This is a genomic window from Anaeromicrobium sediminis (genome assembly GCF_002270055.1).
GTDB classification, from domain to species: Bacteria; Bacillota; Clostridia; order Peptostreptococcales; family Thermotaleaceae; genus Anaeromicrobium; species Anaeromicrobium sediminis.
Window position 1 is genome coordinate 166,394 of sequence record NZ_NIBG01000001.1, and the last position, 25,574, is coordinate 191,967.

At 29.1% G+C, this 25,574-nt stretch carries 30 protein-coding genes and 2 pseudogenes; 30 read left to right on the forward strand and 2 right to left on the reverse strand.

Annotation, left to right across the window (positions count from 1 at the left end):
• The first annotated feature begins 935 nt into the window (after positions 1–935).
• The 21 genes and pseudogenes from CCE28_RS00815 to CCE28_RS00890 all read left to right on the forward strand — a co-directional run bounded on the left by CCE28_RS00815 (position 936) and on the right by CCE28_RS00890 (position 13,551).
• A complete protein-coding gene (locus CCE28_RS00815; RefSeq protein ID WP_095130006.1) occupies positions 936–1,616 on the forward strand; it encodes a hypothetical protein in 681 nt (226 codons plus the stop codon).
• Complete coding sequence (locus tag CCE28_RS00820) at positions 1,594–2,352, forward strand: hypothetical protein (protein WP_095130008.1); 759 nt, start codon at positions 1,594–1,596, stop codon at positions 2,350–2,352. Before CCE28_RS00815 ends, CCE28_RS00820 begins: the two co-directional genes overlap by 23 nt.
• 443 nt (positions 2,353–2,795) lie before the next feature.
• Complete coding sequence (locus CCE28_RS00825; protein WP_095130010.1) at positions 2,796–3,005, forward strand: hypothetical protein; 210 nt, start codon at positions 2,796–2,798, stop codon at positions 3,003–3,005.
• A 71-nt stretch (positions 3,006–3,076) separates the two neighbouring features.
• The gene (locus tag CCE28_RS21965; protein WP_176461582.1) at positions 3,077–3,247 is read left to right on the forward strand and encodes a hypothetical protein; all 171 of its coding nucleotides are present in this window, start codon (positions 3,077–3,079) and stop codon (positions 3,245–3,247) included.
• Positions 3,234–3,587: a hypothetical protein gene (locus tag CCE28_RS00830; RefSeq protein WP_095130012.1), complete on the forward strand. Its 354-nt coding sequence runs from the start codon at positions 3,234–3,236 to the stop codon at positions 3,585–3,587. Before CCE28_RS21965 ends, CCE28_RS00830 begins: the two co-directional genes overlap by 14 nt.
• A 15-nt stretch (positions 3,588–3,602) precedes the next feature.
• Positions 3,603–3,665: pseudogene (locus CCE28_RS22945) on the forward strand (4Fe-4S binding protein); the annotation flags it as partial.
• A gap of 219 nt (positions 3,666–3,884) precedes the next feature.
• Positions 3,885–4,019, forward strand: coding sequence for a hypothetical protein (locus CCE28_RS22640; protein WP_278277495.1), 135 nt, complete (start codon positions 3,885–3,887; stop codon positions 4,017–4,019).
• The gene (locus tag CCE28_RS22950) at positions 4,013–4,207 is read left to right on the forward strand and encodes a DUF4359 domain-containing protein (RefSeq protein WP_141228306.1); all 195 of its coding nucleotides are present in this window, start codon (positions 4,013–4,015) and stop codon (positions 4,205–4,207) included. Before CCE28_RS22640 ends, CCE28_RS22950 begins: the two co-directional genes overlap by 7 nt.
• Positions 4,208–4,239: 32 nt before the next feature.
• Positions 4,240–4,539: a hypothetical protein gene (locus CCE28_RS00835; RefSeq protein WP_095130014.1), complete on the forward strand. Its 300-nt coding sequence runs from the start codon at positions 4,240–4,242 to the stop codon at positions 4,537–4,539.
• 282 nt (positions 4,540–4,821) lie between these two features.
• The gene (locus tag CCE28_RS00840) at positions 4,822–5,832 is read left to right on the forward strand and encodes a DUF2939 domain-containing protein (RefSeq protein WP_095130016.1); all 1,011 of its coding nucleotides are present in this window, start codon (positions 4,822–4,824) and stop codon (positions 5,830–5,832) included.
• Positions 5,833–6,442: 610 nt separating this feature from the next.
• Positions 6,443–6,661 (forward strand): annotated as a pseudogene (locus CCE28_RS22890) (sporulation initiation factor Spo0A C-terminal domain-containing protein); the annotation flags it as partial.
• A 162-nt stretch (positions 6,662–6,823) separates the two neighbouring features.
• Positions 6,824–7,045 (forward strand): site-specific integrase, encoded by a 222-nt coding sequence (locus CCE28_RS22430; protein WP_207652825.1) that lies wholly within the window; start codon positions 6,824–6,826, stop codon positions 7,043–7,045.
• A 116-nt stretch (positions 7,046–7,161) separates the two neighbouring features.
• Positions 7,162–7,656, forward strand: a complete 495-nt coding sequence (locus CCE28_RS22435) for a tyrosine-type recombinase/integrase (RefSeq protein WP_207652826.1) — start codon at positions 7,162–7,164, stop codon at positions 7,654–7,656.
• Between the two features lie 593 nt (positions 7,657–8,249).
• Positions 8,250–9,014, forward strand: coding sequence for a spore coat protein (locus CCE28_RS00855; protein WP_095130018.1), 765 nt, complete (start codon positions 8,250–8,252; stop codon positions 9,012–9,014).
• A gap of 74 nt (positions 9,015–9,088) precedes the next feature.
• Positions 9,089–9,223 carry a hypothetical protein gene (locus tag CCE28_RS22645; RefSeq protein ID WP_278277496.1) on the forward strand — a complete coding sequence of 45 codons (135 nt, stop codon included), beginning with the start codon at positions 9,089–9,091 and terminating at the stop codon, positions 9,221–9,223.
• A gap of 685 nt (positions 9,224–9,908) precedes the next feature.
• Positions 9,909–10,571: a stalk domain-containing protein gene (locus CCE28_RS00865; protein ID WP_095130022.1), complete on the forward strand. Its 663-nt coding sequence runs from the start codon at positions 9,909–9,911 to the stop codon at positions 10,569–10,571.
• A gap of 192 nt (positions 10,572–10,763) precedes the next feature.
• Positions 10,764–10,994: an MBL fold metallo-hydrolase gene (locus tag CCE28_RS00870; RefSeq protein WP_095130024.1), complete on the forward strand. Its 231-nt coding sequence runs from the start codon at positions 10,764–10,766 to the stop codon at positions 10,992–10,994.
• A 12-nt stretch (positions 10,995–11,006) separates the two neighbouring features.
• The gene (locus tag CCE28_RS00875; RefSeq protein WP_278277510.1) at positions 11,007–11,447 is read left to right on the forward strand and encodes a ComEC/Rec2 family competence protein; all 441 of its coding nucleotides are present in this window, start codon (positions 11,007–11,009) and stop codon (positions 11,445–11,447) included.
• A 114-nt stretch (positions 11,448–11,561) separates the two neighbouring features.
• A complete protein-coding gene (locus CCE28_RS00880) occupies positions 11,562–11,789 on the forward strand; it encodes an Ada metal-binding domain-containing protein (RefSeq protein ID WP_095130028.1) in 228 nt (75 codons plus the stop codon).
• A 243-nt stretch (positions 11,790–12,032) separates the two neighbouring features.
• The gene (locus CCE28_RS00885; RefSeq protein WP_095130030.1) at positions 12,033–12,887 is read left to right on the forward strand and encodes a 3'-5' exonuclease; all 855 of its coding nucleotides are present in this window, start codon (positions 12,033–12,035) and stop codon (positions 12,885–12,887) included.
• A 454-nt stretch (positions 12,888–13,341) separates the two neighbouring features.
• On the forward strand, positions 13,342–13,551 hold the full coding sequence (locus CCE28_RS00890) for a hypothetical protein (protein ID WP_095130032.1): 210 nt from the start codon (positions 13,342–13,344) through the stop codon (positions 13,549–13,551).
• Between the two features lie 197 nt (positions 13,552–13,748).
• On the opposite strand, the gene CCE28_RS00895 is transcribed toward CCE28_RS00890, so the two are convergent.
• The gene (locus CCE28_RS00895; protein ID WP_095130034.1) at positions 13,749–14,765 is read right to left on the reverse strand and encodes a right-handed parallel beta-helix repeat-containing protein; all 1,017 of its coding nucleotides are present in this window, start codon (positions 14,763–14,765) and stop codon (positions 13,749–13,751) included.
• A gap of 784 nt (positions 14,766–15,549) precedes the next feature.
• Here CCE28_RS00895 and CCE28_RS00900 point away from each other — a divergent pair.
• The 6 genes from CCE28_RS00900 (at position 15,550) to CCE28_RS00925 (ending at position 19,885) form a co-directional block, all read left to right on the forward strand.
• A complete protein-coding gene (locus CCE28_RS00900; protein ID WP_095130036.1) occupies positions 15,550–15,729 on the forward strand; it encodes a hypothetical protein in 180 nt (59 codons plus the stop codon).
• A 428-nt stretch (positions 15,730–16,157) separates the two neighbouring features.
• A complete protein-coding gene (locus tag CCE28_RS00905) occupies positions 16,158–16,364 on the forward strand; it encodes a hypothetical protein (RefSeq protein WP_095130038.1) in 207 nt (68 codons plus the stop codon).
• Positions 16,365–16,587: 223 nt separating this feature from the next.
• On the forward strand, positions 16,588–17,028 hold the full coding sequence (locus tag CCE28_RS00910; protein WP_095130040.1) for a hypothetical protein: 441 nt from the start codon (positions 16,588–16,590) through the stop codon (positions 17,026–17,028).
• Positions 17,029–17,278: 250 nt separating this feature from the next.
• The gene (locus CCE28_RS00915; RefSeq protein ID WP_095130042.1) at positions 17,279–17,518 is read left to right on the forward strand and encodes a hypothetical protein; all 240 of its coding nucleotides are present in this window, start codon (positions 17,279–17,281) and stop codon (positions 17,516–17,518) included.
• 38 nt (positions 17,519–17,556) lie between these two features.
• Entirely contained in the window at positions 17,557–18,579 is a 1,023-nt protein-coding gene (locus tag CCE28_RS00920) for a nucleotidyltransferase domain-containing protein (protein ID WP_095130044.1), read from the forward strand.
• Positions 18,569–19,885: a CCA tRNA nucleotidyltransferase gene (locus CCE28_RS00925; protein ID WP_095130046.1), complete on the forward strand. Its 1,317-nt coding sequence runs from the start codon at positions 18,569–18,571 to the stop codon at positions 19,883–19,885. The genes CCE28_RS00920 and CCE28_RS00925 overlap by 11 nt, the downstream gene beginning before the upstream one ends.
• A 1,073-nt stretch (positions 19,886–20,958) precedes the next feature.
• Here the strand turns inward: CCE28_RS00925 and CCE28_RS00930 are convergent.
• On the reverse strand, positions 20,959–21,255 hold the full coding sequence (locus tag CCE28_RS00930; protein ID WP_095130048.1) for a hypothetical protein: 297 nt from the start codon (positions 21,253–21,255) through the stop codon (positions 20,959–20,961).
• A 580-nt stretch (positions 21,256–21,835) separates the two neighbouring features.
• On the opposite strand from CCE28_RS00930, the gene CCE28_RS00935 reads away from it, so the two are divergent.
• The 3 genes from CCE28_RS00935 to CCE28_RS00945 are packed head-to-tail and all read left to right on the forward strand — an operon-like array spanning position 21,836 to position 25,549.
• Positions 21,836–23,968: a BglG family transcription antiterminator gene (locus CCE28_RS00935; RefSeq protein ID WP_176461583.1), complete on the forward strand. Its 2,133-nt coding sequence runs from the start codon at positions 21,836–21,838 to the stop codon at positions 23,966–23,968.
• 4 nt (positions 23,969–23,972) lie between these two features.
• Complete coding sequence (locus CCE28_RS00940; RefSeq protein WP_095130052.1) at positions 23,973–24,254, forward strand: PTS sugar transporter subunit IIB; 282 nt, start codon at positions 23,973–23,975, stop codon at positions 24,252–24,254.
• A gap of 26 nt (positions 24,255–24,280) precedes the next feature.
• Positions 24,281–25,549, forward strand: a complete 1,269-nt coding sequence (locus tag CCE28_RS00945) for a PTS ascorbate transporter subunit IIC (protein ID WP_095130054.1) — start codon at positions 24,281–24,283, stop codon at positions 25,547–25,549.
• The last annotated feature ends 25 nt before the right edge of the window (positions 25,550–25,574 follow it).

Here is a 25,574-nt window from a genome sequence, read left to right on the forward strand (position 1 = left end):
TCAAGTATGTTTAATTGTATTTTATTTTATGATATTTTCAAAATGGGTTATATAATTACCTCTTTTTCATTAAATTCCGAGTAGAATTATAATAGAATAAATTATGATAAGTACAAAATGTTTAATACATTTTTAAATTATAGATTTTATACTGTTATTTTTAAAAGAGTTATAATTCTTTCCATTTAAATTATTACATTGCTTGTCTATGAGAGTTTAAGTCCCTTCTCCTTCGTCAAGTGAAAAATGAAAATAGGATGAGTTGTACGAGGATATATAACAAGGTGATATTACATGGTATTATCACTTTCCTATTTTATTAGGTTCAACAAATGTACCCTGCTGAAGGGTGTGTAGAGCATTATTCAACTTTTCTACTACTTCTTGTCTTGTTGTACCATAGAAGAATTTTCTTTTTTGCTTTCCTTGTGAATCATACCCAATGGTAATAGCAGCACACCATTTACCATCTTTTTTTTTACTTATTGTTCCTTCGTTATTTCCTCTTTTCTTTGGAATTTCTACGGTTCTCCTTTCTAGGTTGATATTCTTTTCTTGTAAGTTCTTCTCCTGATAGAAATCCCCTTTACAGTATTTGAAGATAACATAGTCGAGAAATTTTTAAAGAAGGAATTTAGAAAATTACATGTAAAAAGATGGGACAATACTGCAATAGATAGAATTAAGTCATTTAGGACATTTAATATTTGGAAAAAGAGTGTTGCTAAAAAGGAGAGAATTTATGTTTAATATCTTTAATAAGAAAAAAACGAAAAGTACTATGATTAAATTAATCGTTCTAAGCGTCCTGCAATAATCATATAAATATTTTGTGGACTGTTTGCATTATGCAAAAGGTTTACACTCTTAGAACCTCAATGTTTGTTATAAAAATAATAAAATAAGTAATAAGAATCAAGATAGGGGGGGGAATCTTGAAAAATAGTTATTCCATATCAGTAGGGGAGTTATTTGCTAATAATGTAGATGAGGAAAAATTTTTAACTATACTTGCAGATGCTGAAAAACATTTGAAAGAAGTACTTAATGAAAACAATCTAATATGTCCATATTGCAATCTAATCATAGGTAATGATTTCAAAATTGGTGTAAGAATACCCATTATATCAAAAGAAAATCCTATTCTTACTTTTTTTGCAGTTCACTCATTTTGTATTGAGAATGAATTAAGGGGTTTATGTGAAATTAATGAAAATGGTGAATTAGAAACGACTGCACTTAACTTTTTGGGTATGGAAGATAGCGTAAAAGAATATCAAAAAGAATTGCTGAAATGTTTAGATATGCTTGAGAAAGAAGAAATAAATGGACAGTGGAAAGTTTTTTTAAGGTATGATAAGGCGGGCAAAGTATCAAGGGAAATAATGACTGAAGCTGCAAAAACAAGGTTTAAAGAGATACAAGATAAAGGAAGTTCAATTATATGTCCTACTTGCTCGAAAGAGGTAAAACAAATAAACAGATGTCAATTACTATTTATTACAAATGGTAAAGGCAAAGATGCAAATGTTGAACTTATTCACAAATCTTGTGAAAGTAAATTTATGAAAAATATGAAAAGGAGGGGGTTTAATGAGTTTATTCATCGAACTTAAACCTGAAGATAGAAGAAATTCTGAAAAATGCAAAGCGGCAATTGCCAATATTGAAAAAGTATTTAAGGAAAAACGATCACATAATGAAAAAATCACTTGTGCTATATGTAATAAACTACTTTCAAATCGTTTTCGTTCAGCCTGTCGTGTAATGGCAAATAGTAAAACTGTACTTGTACATCCTGTACATATTGGTTGCATAAAAGAAAATTCACCTATGAATGAGTTATTTGGGAATAAAAAAGAATATGTTGATATGTCTACTATTGACTTAATAACTATGATTAATATTATAGATACACTTCATAAATTGGATAAGGAAGATAAATTGCCTGAATTAAATAACGATATACTATCATCTAACTTGCATATGCCTAATCCAGAAATCAAAGGACAACCGTTTTATACAATGGTAGAAATTAAGAATGGTGTATTAACTGGAAATATTGAATCTTATAATCATAAAGGTAAATATTTACCTATGCTTTATGTATCAAAAAGGGTTGCAGAGCGTGCAAAGAAAATTAAAGATAATGCTTTCAAAAATAATTATTATGTAGCAGGCATTTCAGAAGAAGGCTTAAATGACCTTTTTTCAAGATATAGTGAGGAGTCTATTGTTGTATTAGGATTTGAAGGTGAAAAAGGTGTATCTATGCCTTTAACGTCAAAAGAAATATTAAATGGTTTAAAGCCTAACAAATGGCTTTCAAAAATAATTATGGAACAACAATAGTATAGTTTTTTCTGTGATGCTAGATTATAATTTTAGATTTGGCAGAAAGCGACTCACTCTACTAATATAATAAAAGGACTATGAAAAATGCAATGCACCCCTAATTCCGTACTAAATAGAAGTCTGGGAAAGGGGTGTTTTATTATGTAATAAATATCTGGTTTTGTTAACTATAGGAATGTAAATAAGTTTTAAAAATGTGAAATGGTACATTGTTGCTCTTTTAAGGAGTAAATGGTTTGCCCATAACTTTGTAATTAATAAAATACTGGAGTTAGTATAATTCTATAGACACTTTCTAGGTAAGTCTTTGTTTGACTTTGCGTGTCGCATATATTCATGTAAGTTCAAGTTAAATAATTAATACAGAGTACTAATGTGAAATATCAATAAATATAATTAAAAAAAGAGATAAAGGATATCAAAAAGATAGGAGGACAATAATGGAAAGCTACTACAGGCTAAAAGAAAGTTTAGGTGAATTTTTAAAGATTTTTTGTTATCTTGCTGTTTACAGTTGGATTATAATGATTGTTTGGAATATTATAGCAAGTTTTTTCTTAATTAAAATAATTACATTCAAGGTTAGTTTAGCGATAGTAGTATTTGTTAGGCTAGTAGTTTCTCTAATAACTAAGGGACTAAAAGTTTAATATTATTTTCAATTTTTTTATCTGCTACATATAGAATTAATATATTTGGACAAGAAAGGGAGAGGGATGGTTTGGGAGCTCATATATTACTAAGAACACAATCTTATGAGAGTCCATATAAACATGCGTTATTAGAGTTAGTAAGTATACCTGGAGAGATACTAATACTTTCAGCAGGATTTGCAAAAGACACTGTGTTTGAGTTGAATAAAGGGAAATCTAGACTTATTGAAGCTATTTGATTTTTTAGTAGGTTGCTTAGATCAAGCAAACAATGATAAAATTTTTCCATCTATTATTGATGTGTCTTCATATATGAATGAAGTACATATTTTAACAAGAATTGAAAATCAGATAAAAAACTATATTGAAGAGGAAATTTTAGTGGAAGTGGATTTAGAATATATAATAAAATTACCAAAATCATACTCAAAATACATTCAGTATGAACATACAAACAATAAAATTGAAAAAAAAGAAAATATAGATTTGGAAAAGATGAAGAATATTGATTGGAAATCTGTACGAGATTGTTTTAAATATACAGATGATCATACAGAAAAAGAAGTGAAAAAATTTTGATAAATGGATTAATTATCAAGTTGTATAGAATGTGGCGCTTGTGTTAATGTATGTTTATACAATGCTATGTCTTTATAAATCATAACTATTGATACATAAACTAGACCAGGATTACACCTGGTCTTTCTTATACCTAAAATCACTTTGCAAAATAATTTTATATACAACTCCAACCATAAAGTTATACGCAAAATTTATAAGCACGCTATGGAAACCGTTAGAGTAGGCGTCGTTACTCCTGCTTTTTTGAATACAATTAGCGATATTTGTAAATAATTATACCTGAGGTGATATAATATGAGAACCAAAATTATAATACTTAGTATTTCAATAATTGTATTAATATTACTTGCTACTATAACTAATCCAGATAAAGATGAGTATGTAACATGGATTAAAGAAGGGTCAATTGAAAAAGTGATAATATTTTAGAAACAGGATATGTAGCTCTATTTGGAGAAAAACTTCTTAATGAATCAACTAAAACTGATAATTACATATTGTTCACAGTATATAATATAAAGCTACATGACAATAAAGAAATAAAAGTTGTTGGTTTATTCAATAACTTTATATCAATAGGTAACTATGATACTGCAGAAAAAGAACATGGGAAATAATAATAGTAGTAAAAGGCATTAGGAGGGATTTTTTGAGATATTGTACTCTTTGTAAAAGATACATTGAACCCGTAAAAAACAGATGGAGCTGGGCATGGTTCATTATTTTATGTTTTACTGGTTTTGGTGGCATTGGATATGCATTATATCATATTATAATGAAAAAGAAAAAACGTTGTTCAATATGCTACACAAAACAATTAACAAAGTACAGTCCAGGTGATGCTGAAACTAAGAAGCTTGAAAAAGAAGAAAAGAGAGAAGAAAGAAAACAATTGATTAAAAATACAAAAAACAAATTCATAGACACTATTAATGGTGATGGTGAATAGCACTCAGGTATAGGGTGCGATTTTAATTTATATAAAAGCTAAACTTAATGGTTTATAATATAAATCAACTTATTAATTATTTGGTATAAATTGTTTTACATTTAAAAATATTACATATTGTTATAGAATTTAATTGTATTGAGATTGTCTTATAAAGCTAATATGTTCGATAAAGAAACGTTTTATATGTAATAGACTTTTGATGCTATTAATTAGATATATGCAAAACGTTTATTTGTTATTTGCCCTAGCGGAAATCAGATAAAAGGAGGTTGTTTATTAATGAAGAATATAGGAATCGAGAAAAAAATCAACAAGAAACTAATAATTGCTTTGATAGGTCTCATTGTAGTTGGGACAATTGTTGCTTATATGTACTGGGTTAGAACACCTCAGTATTCTCTAAATCAAATTAAGAAAGCTGTACAGCAGCATGATTTAATTACTTTTGAGAAGTATGTTGATATAGACAGTTTAGTTACACGTTTTATTGACCAAGCTATAGCAAAAGAAATGCACAACTCTACTGATGGTACTGCAAAATTAGCAGCTGGCTTGGTTGAAATGATTAAGCCAAAAATTGTGGAAAGCAGTAAAAATCAGATAAAGGCATATATTGAGAAAGGAGATTTTGAAGAAACAAAAGAAAACGATACAGGAATTTCTGTTAAACACTTTTATAAAGGCGTTGAGTTTAGAAGTATAGACAAGATTAAAAAAAGTGGAAATATTGATCTAGTAGCCTTAAAGATTTATAATAAACGGTTTGAAGAAGAGTTGATTTTGGAAGTTAAAATGCGTAAACTTGATAGCTATTGGCAAGTAGTTGAACTTAACAATATTGGAAGTTTGATGGATAAAATTGAAGAATTAGAAAATGAGAAGCTTGCTGAATTGAATAAGCCTATTATTGAAGAAATGAAAAATGCTGTTTCTTATGAGAACATAGAAATTCGAAAAATAGAAGGTGATGATTGGGGTTTTAGCAAAGAAGTGCATTTTCCTGTTACAATTAAATGTTTAACTGATAAAAACATTGCAGGGTTAGGTGCGACTATTATTGTTAAGAATAAGCAAGGTAAAGTTATATTAGAAATGCCAGTTAGGTCAACTAGGAGTACATATAAAGATAAAGTTAGTGTTGTTAAATGGGATAAAGAGATCAATCCATTTATAGAAGAAGATGAAATCTTATACAATACGTCTGCTTCTGAATTGGACGTTTCAATATATACTGATTATCTTGTATACGAAGATGGCACGGAAGTTAAATTATTAAAAGAACTTCCCTAGAATTGTTTCATTCAAAGTGGAATATAATGTAAAATTGATTTATTAAACATTTTCTTAGAATGTGGGTAATTACTCTAAGCCTACTAAATACAATCTATTTATTCTAGCATGGAGCTATACTCATGGGGCTGTCTCAAAATGATTTTTAGAAATCATCTTGAGATCTGCTCCATTTCTTCTTTCCATACAAATAAGACAATGTTATTACAATTCTAAACTTTTAAAACTTTAGAAAAAGTATTATAATGGGAAATAGTTATTAGTTTTAGGAAATAAAATGAAAGGAGAAAAAAAATAGAGTCAATAAGGTTTTAGTTCGTTAGAAGAATGATTAGAAGGCATATAAGTATACCAGTTAAAAGCGAGTTTAACTCGGATTAAAATAACTAAGTGACATTAAGTCACTCAGTCATATTAGTAGTGAGAAAATCTCACGACTAAATAATTACTTTCCTTCTTAGAGAATGACAGTCTAATTTTACATTCCTGTATTAGTGAACTAATAGAATTACAAATTGACAAGCTAATTTAATGAATATATAATTTAGATTAAATAAGTGTATAAATTATTATAAAATTAACGCATAAATTATTATAAATTTATCGGTGTGAATTATATCCATCTATAGCTAAGAAATTTAACACTACTCCAAGTAAAGTTGAAAGAGCTATAAGACATGCTATTGAAGTAGCATGGAGCAGAGGAAAAATAGATACTATAAACAATCTATTTGGATACACAGTACATAATGATAAGGGTAAGCCTACTAATAGTGAATTTATAGCTATGGTAGCAGATAAATTAAGAATAGAAAGAACTGCAGTTTAAATGGCTTAATTTCAATAGGTAGAGTGGGTTGTTAAATTTTAACATCTATTGAATGTAGGCCAATTTATACGGTTCTAAGCCAACTTATATGTCATTAATAAGCCAATAAACATCTCATATTTATAGGATGCAAAAAACTATAGATGTGAGGTGTTTTTTATTATGCAAATGACAGATTTTGAGTTTCAAATTGACAACTTTATGATGTATTGTACGAGCAAAAATTTATCACCGAAGACTATGAAGTCATATGAGCAGACATTAAAATTATTTGCTAAATATCTACAAGATAATTTTTCAATTGAAGATGTTGAAAGGGTAACAACAGGGCATATAAGACAATATGTAGGTTATTTACAAGACAGAGAAAATATACAGTACTAATCAATGAGAGTACAAGGAGTTGTAACTATCCAGCAAATAGAACTGACTGTGGGAAGAAGATAAGCAATTCCACAATAAACAACTATATTCGAAATATTAAAGTATTTTATAATTTCTTGTTTGATGAAAGAGAAGTTAGAAAAAATCCAGTTGAAAGAATTGCATACTTAAAAGCAGAAAGAAAAATGAAGGATACAATAAAACAGGAAGATTTTAAGTTGTTACCTAAAGCATTTGACACAACAAAATTTCACGGTTACAGGGATTATATTATTACGAAATTGTTGTTAGATACAGGGATGAGAGTAGGAGAATGTTTAGCACTATTAGTTGAAAATGTAGATATGAAGCAGAAAACTATATTACTCACCCATAGTGTTAAAGGAAATAAAGAAAGGTATGTATATTTTTCCTTTAAGATGGGAGATGAGCTGAGAAGATGGATACAGTATAAAGACAGAAATAAGGAAACAGATCTGCTGTTTCCTTCATCTAGAGGAAATATGATGAAGATACATCTATTTGAGAAGAATTTGAGAGAAACAGCCAGAAGAGTAGGACTAAAAGTACATCCACATCAGTTGAGAAATAATTTTGCTAAACATTACTAACTAAACGGTGGTGATATGTATATCCTAAGCAGGATTGTAGGACATAATAAAACTGTTCATGCATATGTAGTGAAAGGACATGAGTTAGAAGCATTATTTAACTTTGTTATAGTATTCTCTTGATAAATGCGATAATGTCTATAAAGCACGCTGTGGTACTCAGAAAGTGGATAGGGATGTAAGGTACTACTTGAGGAAATAGTGTGAACACAGCAAAGTCTATGACACTGAGAGGTTACTGGGGAACTCAAAACTAGCTATCAAGGTACCTGAATGCATGAGATGAACTCAAAGCTAACTAAACTTTATATATGAAAAATCAATAACAAAGAGATACTTACAGTCGATTTAGGATAGAAATATACTGTCTATGTCTATGAAAACCAGTCCTTGGATGAATCTGAAGTAAGTGTAAAGGTTTGGTTATCACTGAAGCTTTCAAGCCGTTTATACAATGCTATATAATTAGATAAAAATTTAGAAATCAGTAACGGATGAAATTAAGTATCTAAATGTACATATTCCATATTTCAACATAATATAAAACTAGAGAAGTTTTATATTTTAATAATGCTTGGAGAGGAGAGATATATATGTATACTAACTTTCCTTATAGAATAAGTGAAAAGAAGTTAACTTCTAATATAACATATATAGTAGATTTTAAACGCAGGGATGTAAATGGTGATAAAATAAAAGATAATATATACTTACTTGCTAAAACTCCATATGGCTTAGACTTTCCATATGCTAATGATATAACCTTGGTAATACAAAATGGTGTAAATAATATGTGCACTTGGATTCCTCTAAAAGAGAATGCAGGGTATATGCCTAAGCTATATTTACAAGATTATACAGGAAATGGAACTGATGATATTTTAGTTAGTATATTTACTGGAGGAAGCGGTGGAAACTATTACTACTATGTATATTCTTATTATAATAACAAACCTAAGAAGATATTTGATTTTGAGGAATTTAACAATAGGTACAAATATGATGTTATATACAAAGATAATTACAAAGTAGAAGTAATAAATTTAAGTACAAATATAGGATATATAATAGATATTAGCATAGAAGATCCTATATATTTGAAAAAAATATATGATGAAAAGGGTAAACTTAAAAATCCTGTTAGCGGAGATGTCCATGATTTAAGTGGTTTGGATCCTATATCGGTTGATGGAGACGAGATATATGAGTTAATAGCATTACAAAGGATTTCAGGCAAATATCTTAGTGATACACTAGGATATGTACGAACAGTATTAAAATGGAATGGAGTTCAGTTTGAACCAGTTGAGCAAACTATACAGAGGGAAATTACAATAAAAGGTAGTAAAGCTAACTAAAATCTCTTTACACATAGTTAATATAAAATTACACAATATTTATGGATAAAAAGAGGTGCTCCATCAGACATTGGATGCGTTGTAGTAGAAGGATCATTGGTAATGTACCGTATGGTAGTGTAAGTGATTTAATTTACTGTAATGAATATAATCTTACTGCTGAGCAAATTGTAGATAAGGCTTTAAGTTATAAACCAATTCAACTTTAAATTCATGAGTCGACAGACTAAATATAATCTGTCGACTTTTTCTTTTGGACGGGGTACCCAGTGCTGAATGATTCCAATACTCATACAAAGACATATATAACCCATGTAAGCTCAGTCGTTCATTTTACTTAAATTCCTTGTGGGTACAGACCGCCAGCTGTGTAACAGCCTATTCTAGCCAAAGTAGCCTAGTGGTATAATGGTGGTAACTGTAAAAAGTCACTGCTTTTTTATAGATACAGTTCTTCCTGCTTTATCGGGGCGGAGAACAGTTAGGAAGTACAGCAGAGAGAATCCCCTAATAGAGAGTGATAAACATGATATCATTGTATCTTTAGCAGAAAGTAAGAGTACAGTTGAGGGGATGGGTAAAGCTAGTTCCAAAGCGTTGAGGTTACATATAACTATTTAGATACTGTAACCGAAGAAGCTTTTGAAAAAATATTAGAAACTATAGTTTTTGACAAACCTAGGAAAGATGGATTAATAGATTAATATAGGGTGTGAGATTTGATTCTCATGCCCTTATTTTTCTTTTGGAGGTGCTAAAGAACTGCGTTGTTTTAAATATCATAGATTTTTGCTATAATATAACTAATTTGGCATTTTTCTTACATAATTTTATAATCGTTCAAGCTATGCAGTATAATACAAAGACTATTTGAATAAGAAGGAGGAGCAACAAATGAAAAAGGTATTTTTGTTAACTTTGGTATGTATATTTGTTCTAGGAGGTTTAGCTTATGCAGAAGGGAATGAACTTTCCGTATATGTAAATAACGAGAAGGTTAATTTTCCAAATGCTAAGTCATTCATTAATGATGATTTAAGAACATTAGTACCACTTAGATTTGTTCCTGAAAGTTTGGGGGCTACTGTAGGTTGGAATAGTGAAAGAAATGCTGTATTAATTACTACTGAGACTTCTAATGAAGAAGTTAAAAAAGAAACTATAGCAGATAAAGAACTAACAGGAAATCCAATATTAGATATGCTTATTGCTAATGCTGAAGGAGTAGAAAAGGCTCTTGTTGACAATGTTGCCACTTATGGAATTGCAAGTTACGCATCAGGAACTAAATCAAAAATAGTCATACGTACAGGAGATTGGGTCCTTTCAGATGATTACGATATTGAAATCTCAATCGAAGATTACCAGAAAAGTACTTCTTATGTTTATTGGGATATATTAAATGAAATTTTCCCAACAGAAGCAGAACAGGTTTGGAATGACACCGATACAAAAGCAACACCTCAAACTGATGTAAGAGGTGTTGCGGATGGAAAACAATATAAGGTAGTTAACTATACAAACACGATTAGTGTTTATGTTAAGGAAAGTAAATAAACAGAAAAAAGAGAGGGCTTGATTATTAGACACCTCTCTTTTTATTGTCTGATAACAACACTATACTTTAACACAGCCTATCCTTTTGAAGGAATTACATATTATGTGTTATTTAAATATACAATACCTTCATACCCCTATTCAAAATGATAGAATAACAAATGGAAAAAAAAGGATATTAAAAGGGGTTAGATGAAAATAAAATTATCAATTTTATTAAGTATTTTTATAATACTATGGCTATGTATACCATCATTTGCATTAGAAAGCACAACACAACCATTACCACAAGTAAAAGTATATTTTATAGATGTAGGGCAAGCTGATTCTATTTATATTCAAGCACCAAAAAACTATAACATATTAATAGATGCAGGGAATAACGATGATGGTCAATTAGTGGTAAACTATTTTAAAAATTAAAATGTAGATGATATAGAGCTTATGATAGCTACGCATCCACATGAAGATCATATAGGTGGATTAGATAATATATTAAATGCTTTTTCAGTGGAACAGATCATTGATAGTAGGGATATACATACTTCGAAAACATATACAGAGTATATAAATGCAGTAGCAATAGAAAAGAAAAATGGAGCTAAGTGTTTTTTAGATACGGATGCAACATTTGATTTAGCCAATGGAATTAATTTTAAAGTCATTGAATTAGGAGACGGTTACAAAAATACTAACAATAATAGTGTCGTGGCTATGTTAGATTACAATAATGCAGAAATACTATTTACAGGGGACTTAGAATCAGATGTAGAGATTCCTAATTTAGCAAAATTCACAGACATAGAATTATTTAAGGTAGGTCATCCTGGAAGTAGAACAGCTACTAGTCAAGAATTCTACACCAAGAGATTTTAAATAAATTAAAGAATAAAAATATTAAGTATATAGAACTGACTGCGAGGAAATATAATAGCTAGTACCGATGGAAATACTATTTCATTTGTAACTACTAAAAATGCAGTTAATAATGTGAATGGTAACACAAATACAACTACTAATAATGTAGAAAAACCTAGCAACACGAATGTAGTTAATAAAATAGAAAGTACATATGTAGGAAGTGATAAAAGTAACAAATATCATTATCCAGATTGCAGATGGGCTAAGAAAATTAAGCCTGAGAACCTACTTGAATTTAACGGTAAAAGTGATGCAGAAGGAAAAGGATATGTTCCGTGTGGAACTTGTAATCCTTAATAATATAAAAGAGTAGTAGGAAATTATATTCCACTACTCTTATTTTTTTGAAAAGTATAGTTAGTAATATTAAAACTATATTTAATGTTTAACTTTAGATTTTTGTATGTTTTATTTTAATAGACATAGAATTAATATTCTAAACAAGTGGTGAGTTGAGAACTTTAAATATCAGGTGCTGCTTATAAAAAATTCGTAGTTGCAATATAATATATATAATCATTAAAGTTGGAGGTATCATAGATGAATTATATAGTTGCAGATTGTGAATGGAACTATATGCACAGAATGAAAGGCTTTTGGCCAAATAAAAAAATGCCAAATGAAATTATTGAAATAGGAGCAACTAAAATTAATTCTGATACATTGCAAATAGTTGATACATTTAGGACATATGTGAAACCTAAGTTATACAGCAGATTAAATCCACAAGTAACTAAACTAAGCAATATTACAAAAGCAGATTTAGAGTATGGAGTTGGTTTTTTAAGAGCTTTAGAATTATTTAAAAAGTGGATGGGTTCAGATGTTACCTTTTGTGTATGGGGAACGAATGACATAATTGAAATTAAAAGAAATGTATCATTTCATGATCCGCAAGTTAAATTGGATTTTGTAGAAAAATATGTAGATGTTCAGAAATTGTTTCAACTTTGTATAATTCCCAGTGAAAAAAATTCTATAAGTCTTGTAGGTGCGTCTGAATTATTAGATATATTCGAAGAAGGTAATATTCATAATGCACTAATAGATGCTAAGATTACAGCAAGGATTTTAATCCAGCTAATTAAAAATAAAAATATTAAAGATATTAAACAATATGTTGAGGATGCTTCACAATTAACACGCATTAAAAAAGTAGATGTTAAGAGGCACTTTAATGAAATAAATAAACGGAAACTAAATATAACTTGTCCTATATGCGGAAAATTTGCAAGGAAGACTAGTGGAATTAAGATCAAGAAGAACGTATGTACAATTTTTGGAAAATGTGATAAATGTGGAATTCAAATAAAACATAAAACAAAAATTGTGTATGATAAAAATAGAAATTTTGTATATAAGACAACAAATAAAATATATGAAAAGAGTGAATAAGATGCAAGGAAATTGAATGTTTTAAAGGGCTATGGAGGAATTACACTTATTTTATCTAATACATACTATATATAAATGAATGAGAGGGGTTATTAAGGAGAGAAGAAGGACTAGAGAGTGCAAAAGCTAGAGGTTATAAAGGTGGCAGACCTAATAAAATAAATGATAAATTTTAATTAGTAGAGTTAATGTATAAGAATAGTAGTAAGGTAGCAGACATTGTTAAAGTTACTGGACTAAGCAAAACAACAGTATATAGGTGTATTAAGTATATTCAAGAACAATCTTAAATGGTTGTTCTTTTTTGTTGTGAATATATTAAGTATATCCTTTTACTGTAAAGAAAATTGAAGGGCAATATAGTATGCTACACAATTTTTAATTATATTTTTCAGGTTTTTAAACTCATAAAATTTTATTAATATCATATCTTTTAATATAGAGAGGTGATAAAATGAATGAGGAAACTTTAAAAGTTTTAACCAGGAATGAGGACACCTTAGAAGTTTTAACCAGGAATGAGGACACATTAGAAGTTTTAACGAGAATTGCCAGTAGTTTAGAAAATATTGAAAAGAAATTAGCTAAAGTTCCAGATAATACAAAAGAACCATTACGTGAAGAACAAGATTTATTAGATGAGTGGCTTAAGAAATTATATTAAGAGAACCTATTAATTTAGGCTCTTTTTTATCCCCAAAACAATCACAAAGGCGTTGATAGAATATCAGATTTGAAACTGTTGCACAAATATTTAACTAAATATTTATTATCTTATGGGTGGTATAAGAGTAGATGGTTTTATAATAAGAAATATGTAAAAAGAAAGTAGGGAAACCAATCCCTGCTTTCTTTTTGAATCTAACAACTACTACAGATGGTTGGTGGCTGGCTATTAGCACAGTCATTATCTACAAAATTGTTGCCTGTACCACTATCTACAATATCTAAGTCTGCATTGGTTTTCACAGTGTTTTCTCTGATATTGTTATTGTTACTATTGATTTGAATTCCATCATCTCCATTGTTTGTTATCTCGTTTCTAGTAATATTGTTTTGGTCTGATAAGAAAAAGACGAAAATACCATCCCCTTCATTGGTATTGATTTTATTATTATCAATAATATTGCTACTTGAGAACATCGCTATCCCACAACCTTTATTATTTCTTATTATGTTGTTAGTGATAGTACTACTTATAGAATTAATTAAAATTCCTCTATTTCCGTTATTTCTTATTGTATTTTTAGTTATAGTTCCGCCCAAACCAAAAAAAAGAATGGCATCATTTGCATTATTTCTTATTGTGTTGTTAGTAATAGTATTGTTAGTTCCTCTCATTAAAATGCCATTATTTGCATTATTTCTTATTTCGTTATTAGTGATAGTGTTGTTAGATCCTCGTATTAAAATGCCATTATTTCTATTATTTCTTATTGTGTTGTTAGTGATGGTCACGCCAAGTATTTCCTGTATGCCCAAAATACCAGTACTGTTGTTTCTTACTATGTTATTAGTGATATTATTTTTATTTCCAAAGGCACTGAGAATTCCAATATCTTGATTATCTGTTATTATGTTCATAGTGATAGTGTTTTCGTTTGAAAAGGAAAGGTTAATTCCCACAGAATACATCTTGATTTTAAAACCCCTGATTTCTACATTGTCAGCCTGAATGAAAAATCCTGTACCTGTCATAATTACACCATCAAGGACAACATTATTGCCAATGGCTACAATACTAATATCACTGGTATTAACAGTTACGCTTTCATTATAAACACCATTTTGAACCTGAATTACATCACTTGGTTGAGCAATGTTGACTGCATCTTGGATGGAATTAATTCCAGGAGAAGGTACTATAATTATTGGCATAAAGTCTCACCTCCTTTTTCGCTACACAATATGCAGACAAGTCTTTTGATGTGCTTGATAAACTGAATGAAATTCTTAGGGTGGTAGGAGTATGGTGATTAATCACCTCACAAGACCATTTCAGCGGCTTCAATAGATGCATATAAGCTTTATATAACTTAGTGTTGATAAAGAGTATACACACTACAGATCAACGCTAAGTAGATCTAGGAGTTCATATTTGAGTAGGTTGGTATAGATTAAAACCTCAGAAGTTTTGTATTATTGTAGTATAGAGCAAAGCGCATACATCTTGTGCAAAGTTAGTATATATGGGACCCTTAAAATTGATTCTACAGCCTCTGAGGGCCATATCTATTGAATAGTTGATAAAAGAAGATTGGATTTAGATGGCTGTGTAAAAAGAGTTGAGGAGAAAGTAATGTTTAAAGCCATTGATGTTCTAAGGAGAACGAGAAATTAAAATCTACTAATGTCAGATATATAGTAGAGTTTCTTTCGAGCAGTAATATATTTTATCTGCAAAATTGAATATATGTACGATATAGCTTGCTGTATAGTTAACATAATATAATTATAGTAAATAATAAATTTTATTATGTCTATATGAAAAAAGGATGTTGTTTTTATCGAGAGATTTAACCAACAAGTTAACGTATGATTTAAAAAAGGTGATTAGACATAAGGAAAGGTAATTTCAAACTGATTTATTATTAGATACGAAGAAGCGCTGTATTGTTATATAGTACCTCTTAGAGACACATAATATTTAAGAGGTGATTATATGGGTAGAAGAAGATATTTTAGGCATAGGATAGGATTTAGATTTAGTAAGAAGAATTTATGGCCGTTTGTTTTTGCTTCAAACTCTAAAGAATATGCTAGTAAACATGAGATTAAACTTGTCAATGGAGATAATCTTGTTAAATTAATAGATAAGGATTTAGAAACTATGTCACTTTGAATAAGGGTGAAGAAGAAAAAATTACTACTGAAGAAGTAGTTTTTTATATATAGGATTTGGTAAAATCTTTAGAACTTAGTAACTGAGTAGATTTAATAACAAGGAACTGATATAGTAATACGATTAAAAGGGCAAAAGATATATTGAAATGAATTATGAAAACAGCGTCTTGATTGTTTGCTTTAGGGGTAGAGTTCATACATTCATTAGCAATAATCCTATTTCCGAGGTAATAGTGAAATTGTGATGAATTGTAGCATATTTCACTATTGTATTGGTATTAATATATAATTTATTGTTGGGTTTTAGAATAATATGTTGCTTGTAAATAGTGTTGAAGTCATATAGTGTAATATTTTTTTGCTTAAGGAGAAAAATATAAGTAGACTAGATAGTTTTTTTAAATAATTTTTTAGGAGGAAAAGTACATGGACATTAAGGGTGAACTTGTAGCAGTATATAAAGATGAAACTAGAAGAAAGTTGAGGTTTAGAGGTTATGTTGAACATGAGGAAGATGGTATGAGTGATGTAGAAGTTCAAACACTTTATGATGAAGCAGGAAATTACGTAGACATGGATGAAATAAATGGTTTTGAAATATTAGGTTATGAATCAAAAGAAAAACTTACATAATAGTATTAAATTATAAACGTAATAAAAGCATATACGTAGTGGTAGGTGCTTTTATTACGTTTATAAGAAAAATATCAGAGTTTATAATTAGAAACTAATACTGTTTACTTTTAAAAACATTAACTAGATAGTATAACTATGTAGTTATTTTTTGTCTATGAGGGGTAGAATAATATAATTCAAAATAGATGCCTATAGATTTATATCAGAAAGAGGTCTAAAAATGAATTTAGAAGATACAATAAGAGCGTGTATGAAAAAATATCCTAGATTGTTCTTGGATAGATGGGAAGTTTTGAACTACCTATTCTGCACTCTTCATTGTGACCATAAGTGGAAAGATGGAGAATTGGTGGGAACGATAGATACAATATATAAACAAGATACCCCTTTGTTTGCTGAGCAAATTATTGAGTTAATTAAATTTCGAGAAAAATTGTGGGGACAAGCATTTTACATCTATCCTTTAGGGAAAAAATATAGTAATCTATTTAATTTTCCTAAAAATATAAAGACTGATTGGCTAAAAGGTATTATTGAAACTATTAAGTTTATTTTACTAAATATGAATGAAAATGACGATGTTTATATGGAAGTTTCAAAGGGAGAACTAGAAGAATATTATCTTGATACTTTAAACAACTATAACAAATTTCTAAATTAGTAGAAGATATAGGATTCAGTAAGTCAATATTAATTTAATGTCAAACAACAACCTAATAATTGTTAAGAATAAAGGTAAGTACATTGTATATTTTACGATTATAGAACATTATAATATTGTCCATGACATGCAGTCCAAGGGGATGAGTTAGAACTACTATTTAACTTTGTTGTAGTATTCACTTGGTAGATGCAATAATGTGTTAGAGAGTAAGAAGCGGTACTCAGAAAGTGAATTGGAATTATAGGGTATGAGATTTAATTCTCATGCCTTATTTTTTTTTAACAAAGAAATTATAAGGAGGACTATAATATTAAGAATTGCCAAGTTTTTATGTGGTAATTGTGGTAGTATAATTAAATTGAAAGTATTTCATATAGAGCAAATAGGAGAACAGGGATGTATTGTTTGTAAAACAAGTAATTTACTGCATGGATGGATTAAGAAGAATGCTATTAAATTGTTTAGAAGATTAAGAGAAGAAATATAGTAATGATATTCCAACTAACATAATTAAGGAGGAGCAGCATGGATATTAAAGAAATAGAACAGGAAGTTAAAAGTAAAAAATACAATTTTCTAAGAGAAAATGAGCATTTGGGTAAAAATATAATTCTATTAACATTAGGCGGAAGTTATTCCTATGGTACAAATGTAGAAAGTAGTGATTTAGATATCAGAGGGGTTGCATTAAATAAGCCACAGGAATTATTAGGTATGAGTAATTTTGAGCAATTTGAGAATAGAGAAACTGACACGACAGTTTATTCATTTAAGAAAATGGTAAATCTTTTACTTAATAGTAACCCTAATATAGTTGAAATGTTTGGCTGCAAAGAAGATCATTATTTAGTCCTAACAGATATAGGTAAGTTATTAAAAGACAATATTGATTTATTTATATCTCAAAAGGCAATCAATAGTTTTGGTGGCTATGCAAATCAACAATTAAGAAGATTGCAAAATGCATTAGCAAGAGACAATTATCCGCAATCAGAAAAAGAGCAGCATATATTGAATAGTATAAATAATCAAATGACCCACATTGAGAGGGTTTATGAGGATAAACATGGAATCAAATTATATATTGATAAATCCAGTAAAGAAGATTATGAAAATGAAATTTTTATGGATATAAGTACAAAGCACTATCCACTTAGAGATTTTAAGTGTATTTATTCAGAAATGAACAATGTGGTGAAAGAATATAGTAAATTAAATCATAGAAATAGGAAGAAAGATGACTTACATCTTAATAAACATGCTATGCATCTAATAAGATTGTATTTGATGGCAATTGAAATACTAGAAGGGCAAGGAATTAATACTTATAGAGAAAATGATAGAAAATTACTATTAGAAATAAGAAACGGAAAGTATATGAAAGAAGATGGAAGTTACAGATCAGAATTTTTTGAATGGGTTGATGAATTGGATAAAAAATTAAAATATGCCAAAAAAAATACTTCATTACCAAAAACCCCGAATATGAAGAAAGTAGAAGAATTCGTAATAGCGGTTAACAGAAAGGCGATAGTGAATGATAAATAAGGCTAAAGAAATAATGAAAACTTTAATAGATAATGGCTATGAGGCATACTTGGTAGGTGGCTGCGTTAGAGATTCAATTCTTGGTGTAACTCCCAAAGATTATGATATAGCTACAAATGCAGTTCCAAGCATTATAAAGAAATTATTTAAAAAAACAATACCTACAGGAGAGAAATATGGAACTATTACAGTTATGTTGGATGAAGAACTTTTTGAAGTGACAACTTATAGATTGGAATCTGAATATATAGACGAAAGAAGGCCTAATGTCGTAAAATTTGCCAAAACTTTGAGAGAGGATTTAGAGCGTAGAGATTTTACCATTAATTCTATGGCTATGGACATAGAAGAAAATATAATTGATCATTTTAATGGACAGCAAGATTTGATGCATGGAATTATATCTTGTGTAGGAAGCGCTTACGATAGACTAGCAGAAGACAAATTAAGAATATTGCGTGCCTTTAGATTTGCAAGTAGGTATGATTTTGAAATACATAGGGATATTTTTTATGCTATTGAAGAAGATAATGATATTTCAAATTTAAGTAAAGAAAGAATACGAGAAGAATTTAATAAAATAATATTGTCAAAAAAACCTAGTACTTGGATTAGTAGGTTATTTGAAACTGGCCTTCTTAAACAAATAATTCCAGAACTATGTGTTTGTTATAATTTCCATCAGCACAACCCACACCATAGTAAAAATGTATTTGATCATATTCTTACAGTTGTAGACAGTATACAACCAAAATTGGAATTAAGATTGGCAGCATTATTTCACGATATAGGAAAGCCACAAACCTTTTCCATTGATAATGGTATAGGACACTTTTTTGGCCATTCAAAAGAGTCTGCTAGAATATGCGAAGAAGTAATGACGGAATTAAAATATAGTAATAAAGAGATAGGGCATGTAAGAGAATTGGTATATTGGCATATGAACAAATGTGATACAAATAAGCCAAGATCGATTAAAAAATTTATAAGGGGCATAGGGGAAGATAGACTGGAAGACTTATATAAGCTAAAAATTGCTGATTTACAAGGTAGTAATGCTTTTTATGAAGATTTTAGAGAGATATTTAAAATTAAATTTGCTTGTGAGAAGGTCTTATTTGAGAAACAACCCTTAAGTATAAGAGATTTAAAGATAAATGGTAATGATTTAATAAATGCTGGAATAGAACAAGGAAAACAAATAGGTATTATTTTAAATAAGTTATTGGAATCCGTATTAGACGATCCTGAAATGAATAAAAGGGACATATTATTAGAAGAAGTGGGAAAAATGGTTCGGGAATGATTTTAAGAAATTAGAAATTATATGAAAGACAAAGAATAAAGATCCTTAGGTTTCTAAGGGTCTTTAACTTAATAACTAGATTAACATTTATATTTTGTGACACTTATTACAGTTCTCGCAGTTTTTACAATTTTCACATGAATAATAAAAGATATAATCACTACCTATCCAATTTAAAATACTTTCAATATCCGTGAGTTCATGTTTTTCACAAATCATAGTAATATTATTAGAAACCATAGGTAACCTCCTTTTTGTTCTTAATTATCCTTGAAAACAAACAAATCTTTTTATATATAATCTATTCTAGTGAAGGCTAATGTTCCTATTACAATAAATAATGCTGCATATGGATTAACTATCTCAATAGATAATTAACAAACAAAATAATAGGAATTGAGGGTTGGAAATATTACATTATAAGTGAGAAGAATAAATAATAAAATATTAATATAACCTAAATGTTGTGAAGTACATAACAGTGATTTAAAATCATAATTTATAGCTTTACAACATGGTTGACATAATATCATTATTGCAAACAATGTATTTTATTATATACATATGGAAAAGGTTGTTATTTTTATTGGCAGGTTATGTAAAATTAAATTACTAGAGGAAAGTATCGGAAGGTGTTTATTATGTTTAAAATATAATTACATAAATAATGGTTCTACAATAGACCTAGATCATACTTAGTCTTTTATAGAACCATTATTTATGTATAGAGAATTGGGGGCAATCCCAATTCCTTCATTTGTTTAGCATCCTCTATATCCACCATAACAATTACAGAATATAATTACTAATAATAAGAAGAAAAATAACAATTCATCTCCACATCCACCGTAGAAACCACATTGTTTATCAGCCATAAAATCGCACCTCCTTTACTGATTATGTAAATTTTATAATTTTGGTAGTTGTTTTTTTCTTAATATAAAGTATGCAAAATCGAGTTCATATGTTACTCTGCAAGCAAATCCGTTATACATTATTACTTTATAAGAGACATAGCTTAAACTAAAAAGACCACTAGTAAAATAAAATTTTACTAGTGGTCTTTTTAGTTTTCAGAAGAAGGGGTGGTTCTTGTAGCTTTCCATGATTAATTGTTCTCCAGAATTAGTAATTTTATATATTTTTTTATTATTCTTATCAGTTTCTTGAATCAAGTGGTTTTTGTATAATTCATCGATTATTTTTCTTATTTTAGCTTTTTTTCGATTTGAAAATATTAGATAAATTTCTTCTATATATAACTCACCTTTTATTATTAAATCCTCTAATATTTTTACAGCGAAGAATTTATCTATAGGCTTGAATTTAGCATATAAATGGAGAAAAATATCTTCTTGCTTAGGGCTCATAAGAAATACCTCACTTTATATAAACTTACTTATTCTTATGAGTAATAAAGTTTGTATTATACCATATTTAAATAATTAAATATTATTCCGAGTAGTTTATATATAAGAATAATATAAAATAACAAAACAGTATTTAATAATATAAAATAATCAAATTCATTACATATAACATTGAATTAAATATATAAACAATTATTAGAATAATACAACCTTTTGCTAAAACTTTAACAATCCCTTTCATCAAACTTATACATATACTTTCATTATTTTTCACATTTTGCGATCTGTGAAAATTCGACAGGTATCTGTCTTAAAATTCGATAAATGATTGATAATTAATTGTCAATCTTGAAAGTAGATAACTTCTGAAGAATTAGCCTTACAAAATTATAGAAGGTTATCTGAAGACAACGACTATTTAGGAGATGGATTTTCATATATTACTTACTAAATAAGACTATTTATATAATATGAGTAGTCTTATTTTAATAGTTCATTTTTGTAAAAAGTATATTACATTTATTGAACTTTTAGAGTATATACATAGATAATATAATTTAAGTAAGAAGGGATGATTATTATGATATTGGATAAACGATCAAGTTCCATATTAAATCATATATGTGAATCTAGTCATCTTGTCTCTTTAAAAGAGTTATCTAAAAAATATAATATATCAGAAAGATCTATACGCTATGATTTTAAAAAGATTAATCAGTGGCTACAAAATAAAAATATGGCCTGTCTCCAAATAGTGCATGGTAAGGGCATAGACTTAGACCCCAATTATAAGAAAAGTATTCAAAGTGAACTTACAAATATATCTCCTTACTATTATGTGAATTCCAGTAATGAACGAAAAAAAATAATAGCTTTAAGATTGTTAAATGCGCCTACTCCATTAACTATAAAGTATTTGGAGAGAGAATTACTAGTAAGTAAAAATACTATTTTAAAGGAACTAAAAGATTTAAAAGATTGGTTTGAGAAAAGAGAACTTAAACTAGTTAGTAAACCTCACGTAGGGTATTATCTTATGGGAGAAGAAAATAAAAAAAGACGTTTTGTAAAGGAACTTATGACAGAAATTTTAAACAAGGATATGGCCATAGATATAATAGGTGGAATTAATAATGAGTGTGTTATAGACAATGGAGTTTATAAAGAAATTAAAAATATATTTAAAGATATTGATATAAACTTCATTGAGGAATGTATAAAATGTGCAGAAGATTTTCTAGAAAGGGAATTTACTTATAATGCCCACATTAATTTAGTAACCCATTTAGCCATAGCTATTAAAAGATTACAGAACAATAAAAAAATAATTATGGATGAAGAAAATATAAGGAGAATAGAAAAATTCAATGAAATAGAAATAGGAAAAATCATCTGTGAAAAAATAGAAAAAAGATTTAATATATCAATCCCTCTAGCAGAAGTGGCCTACTTAACAATGCACCTTATTGGCTCAAATGTACATAAAGATTTTAAATTAAATAATAATGATACATTGGTGTCACAATTAGTCCTATATTTAATTAGTGAATTTGAACAAAGATATAAAATGACTATTGTAGATAAATTAAGCCTAGTAAATAATCTAACACTTCATTTAAGACCTGCCTTGTATCGCATGAAATTCAATGTTCTCATAGAGAATCCACTGCTTTCAGAAATTAAGGAAAAATATAAGGATATATATAATATTACCCATTCCATATTTAAAGATTTCGAAAACACATACGAAATACAAGTAAATGAGCATGAAATTGCTTATATAACTATCCATTTCGCAGCAGCCATACATGCTCAAAAGAACAATATAAAAACTAGAGTTAAGGTGTTAATCGTATGTGGAAGCGGTATAGGCACAGCAAAACTTCTTGAAACTCAACTAAAATTAAAGTTTCCAGCTTTAAAAATAATAGATACTATATCTGTCTTTGATTGTCCTAAGTATGATGAGAGACATGCTGATTTTATCATCTCTACACTACATATACCAGAAAATAAAATTCCCATCATAAGGGTAAGTTCCTTATTGAATAATCACGATTGTAGATTAATAGAAAATACATTAAATACCTCTAGCAAGAGATTAAATAACCAATTTGAGAATAGACTAGTTAAAATAATGAGCTCCATTTCAAACCATTGTACAATTCATAACTACGAACAATTACAAAATGAAATTGCTTATATTCTCATAAATAATAACAATTCCAATGTGTTAAAAGGGGGCAAACCAATGTTAAATGAACTTATTACTAGAGAAAATATAAGGTTAAATGTAAATGCTCTAGACTGGGAAGATGCAGTAAAAAAGGGATCTCAAATTTTACTAGATAAGGAGTACATTACTAATGACTATGTTAATGCTATTTTAACAAAGATAAAGGAGATAGGACCCTATATAGTAATAGTTCCTAATATAGCTCTTCCTCATGCACGACCTGAGGAAGGAGTTAAAAAATTATCTATGAGTTTAATAACACTAAAAAAGCCAATTAATTTTGGTAGTGTAGATAATGACCCTGTAAAATTGGTAATTACCTTAGCAGCTATAGATAATGAAACTCATATTAAGGCCTTGTCTCAGTTAATGGATCTACTCAGTAATAGTGAAGATATAGAAAATATTATAAACGCAACCAAAGTCATAGACGTTATAAATATAATTGAAAAATATTCTGTAGGGAAGGAGGTGTAGTCTAATGAAAATATTAGTAGTATGTGGTAGCGGACTAGGAAGTAGTCTAATGATGGAGATGAGCATAAAAAAAATAATAAAGGAACTGGGCATAGATGCTCAAGTAAGTCATACAGATTTGGGGTCTGCTAAAGGAGAGGGAGCAGATATATTTGTGGGGACTAGAGATATAACTAATCAACTTAATGACGTTAATGGTGAAGTAATATCTCTAAAAAGTATGATAGACAAAAAACATATGAAAGAACAATTGGAATCTACTTTAAAAAAAATGGGACTATTATGATCTATTTAAAAAAAGGGGGATAACATATGAATTTCTTCAAGTTTTTAATGTATGATGTTTTAAGTGTTCCAGCCGTATTAGTAGGACTTGTGGCCTTAATAGGATTATTAGCACAAAAAAAATCCTCTACAGATTGCCTCAAGGGTACTATCAAGACAATTATGGGATTTATCATATTAGGTGCAGGGGCTGGCGTAGTAGTAGGTTCTCTAGGTCACTTTGCTAATATGTTCCAGCATGGATTTGGAATTAATGGTATAGTTCCTAATAACGAAGCCATAGTCTCTATAGCTCAAAAGACTTTTGGTAAAGAAATGGCACTTATAATGTTCTTTGGTATGATTGTAAACATAATTATTGCTAGATTCACTAAATGGAAATATATATTCTTAACAGGCCATCATACCCTGTATATGGGAATTATGATAGCTGCCATATTAGCAGCAGGAGGAATGACAGGAGTTTCTTTAGTAGCAGTTGGTTCTATTATCCTAGGCCTAGTTATGGTAGTATTTCCTGCCATGGCCCAAAAGTTCATGGTTGAAATAACAGGTGTGGAAGATGTGGCCTTTGGACACTTTGGTACTGTTGGTTATGTATTAGCAGGGTATGTAGGAAAGTGGTTTGGTAATAAGGAAGAATCTACAGAAGAAATGACTCTACCTAATTCCTTATCATTCTTAAGAGATACTCCTGTTGCAATAGCCACAACTATGGCTTTAATATTTCTTATATCCTCTATTGTTGCAGGAAAATCTTATGTGGAAGAAATAAGCGGTGGTCAGCATTTTATCGTATTTGCCCTAATTCAAGCTATAACCTTTGCTGGTGGAGTATTCGTTATTCTACAAGGTGTTCGTATGATATTAGCAGAAATTATACCAGCATTTAAGGGTATTGCTGAAAAATTAGTCCCTGATGCAAAACCGGCCTTAGATTGTCCAGTTGTATTTCCTTATGCTCCTACTGCAGTTTTAATAGGGTTCTTATCTAGTTTTGCAGCTGGTATAGTAGGAATGTTTTTATGTATGGCATTTAATCTTCCAGTTATCATACCAGGAGTAGTTCCTCATTTCTTCTGTGGAGCTACAGCAGGAGTATTTGGTAATGCCACTGGTGGAAAGAGAGGTGCCATAATAGGGGCCTTTGCCCATGGTTTACTTATAACTATATTACCTATATTACTTATGCCAGTACTTGGAGATTTAGGATATGCTAATACTACTTTCAGTGATACAGACTTTGGAGTAGTAGGCATATTATTAGGAAATGTATTAAGACTATTCGTTCATTAAATATATTCTAGGGCATAGTAACTTT

Bases quoted from the DNA above. Each gene is read 5' to 3' on its own strand.
- CCE28_RS00865 (WP_095130022.1), top strand. From the start codon at position 9,909: ATGAAAAAGGTATTTTTGTTAACTTTGGTATGTATATTTGTTCTAGGA.
- CCE28_RS00885 (WP_095130030.1), top strand. From the start codon at position 12,033: ATGAATTATATAGTTGCAGATTGTGAATGGAACTATATGCACAGAATG.
- CCE28_RS00825 (WP_095130010.1), top strand. From the start codon at position 2,796: ATGGAAAGCTACTACAGGCTAAAAGAAAGTTTAGGTGAATTTTTAAAG.
- CCE28_RS00895 (WP_095130034.1), bottom strand. From the start codon at position 14,765: ATGCCAATAATTATAGTACCTTCTCCTGGAATTAATTCCATCCAAGAT.
- CCE28_RS00915 (WP_095130042.1), top strand. From the start codon at position 17,279: ATGAGATTTAATTCTCATGCCTTATTTTTTTTTAACAAAGAAATTATA.
- CCE28_RS00900 (WP_095130036.1), top strand. From the start codon at position 15,550: ATGGGTAGAAGAAGATATTTTAGGCATAGGATAGGATTTAGATTTAGT.
- CCE28_RS00905 (WP_095130038.1), top strand. From the start codon at position 16,158: ATGGACATTAAGGGTGAACTTGTAGCAGTATATAAAGATGAAACTAGA.
- CCE28_RS00820 (WP_095130008.1), top strand. From the start codon at position 1,594: ATGAGTTTATTCATCGAACTTAAACCTGAAGATAGAAGAAATTCTGAA.
- CCE28_RS22645 (WP_278277496.1), top strand. From the start codon at position 9,089: ATGCGTTGTAGTAGAAGGATCATTGGTAATGTACCGTATGGTAGTGTA.
- CCE28_RS00940 (WP_095130052.1), top strand. From the start codon at position 23,973: ATGAAAATATTAGTAGTATGTGGTAGCGGACTAGGAAGTAGTCTAATG.
- CCE28_RS00945 (WP_095130054.1), top strand. From the start codon at position 24,281: ATGAATTTCTTCAAGTTTTTAATGTATGATGTTTTAAGTGTTCCAGCC.
- CCE28_RS00925 (WP_095130046.1), top strand. From the start codon at position 18,569: ATGATAAATAAGGCTAAAGAAATAATGAAAACTTTAATAGATAATGGC.
- CCE28_RS00930 (WP_095130048.1), bottom strand. From the start codon at position 21,255: ATGAGCCCTAAGCAAGAAGATATTTTTCTCCATTTATATGCTAAATTC.
- CCE28_RS00890 (WP_095130032.1), top strand. From the start codon at position 13,342: ATGAATGAGGAAACTTTAAAAGTTTTAACCAGGAATGAGGACACCTTA.
- CCE28_RS00855 (WP_095130018.1), top strand. From the start codon at position 8,250: ATGTATACTAACTTTCCTTATAGAATAAGTGAAAAGAAGTTAACTTCT.
- CCE28_RS22640 (WP_278277495.1), top strand. From the start codon at position 3,885: ATGAGAACCAAAATTATAATACTTAGTATTTCAATAATTGTATTAATA.
- CCE28_RS00840 (WP_095130016.1), top strand. From the start codon at position 4,822: ATGAAGAATATAGGAATCGAGAAAAAAATCAACAAGAAACTAATAATT.
- CCE28_RS22430 (WP_207652825.1), top strand. From the start codon at position 6,824: ATGCAAATGACAGATTTTGAGTTTCAAATTGACAACTTTATGATGTAT.
- CCE28_RS00935 (WP_176461583.1), top strand. From the start codon at position 21,836: ATGATATTGGATAAACGATCAAGTTCCATATTAAATCATATATGTGAA.
- CCE28_RS00910 (WP_095130040.1), top strand. From the start codon at position 16,588: ATGAATTTAGAAGATACAATAAGAGCGTGTATGAAAAAATATCCTAGA.
- CCE28_RS00920 (WP_095130044.1), top strand. From the start codon at position 17,557: ATGGATATTAAAGAAATAGAACAGGAAGTTAAAAGTAAAAAATACAAT.
- CCE28_RS00870 (WP_095130024.1), top strand. From the start codon at position 10,764: ATGAAAATAAAATTATCAATTTTATTAAGTATTTTTATAATACTATGG.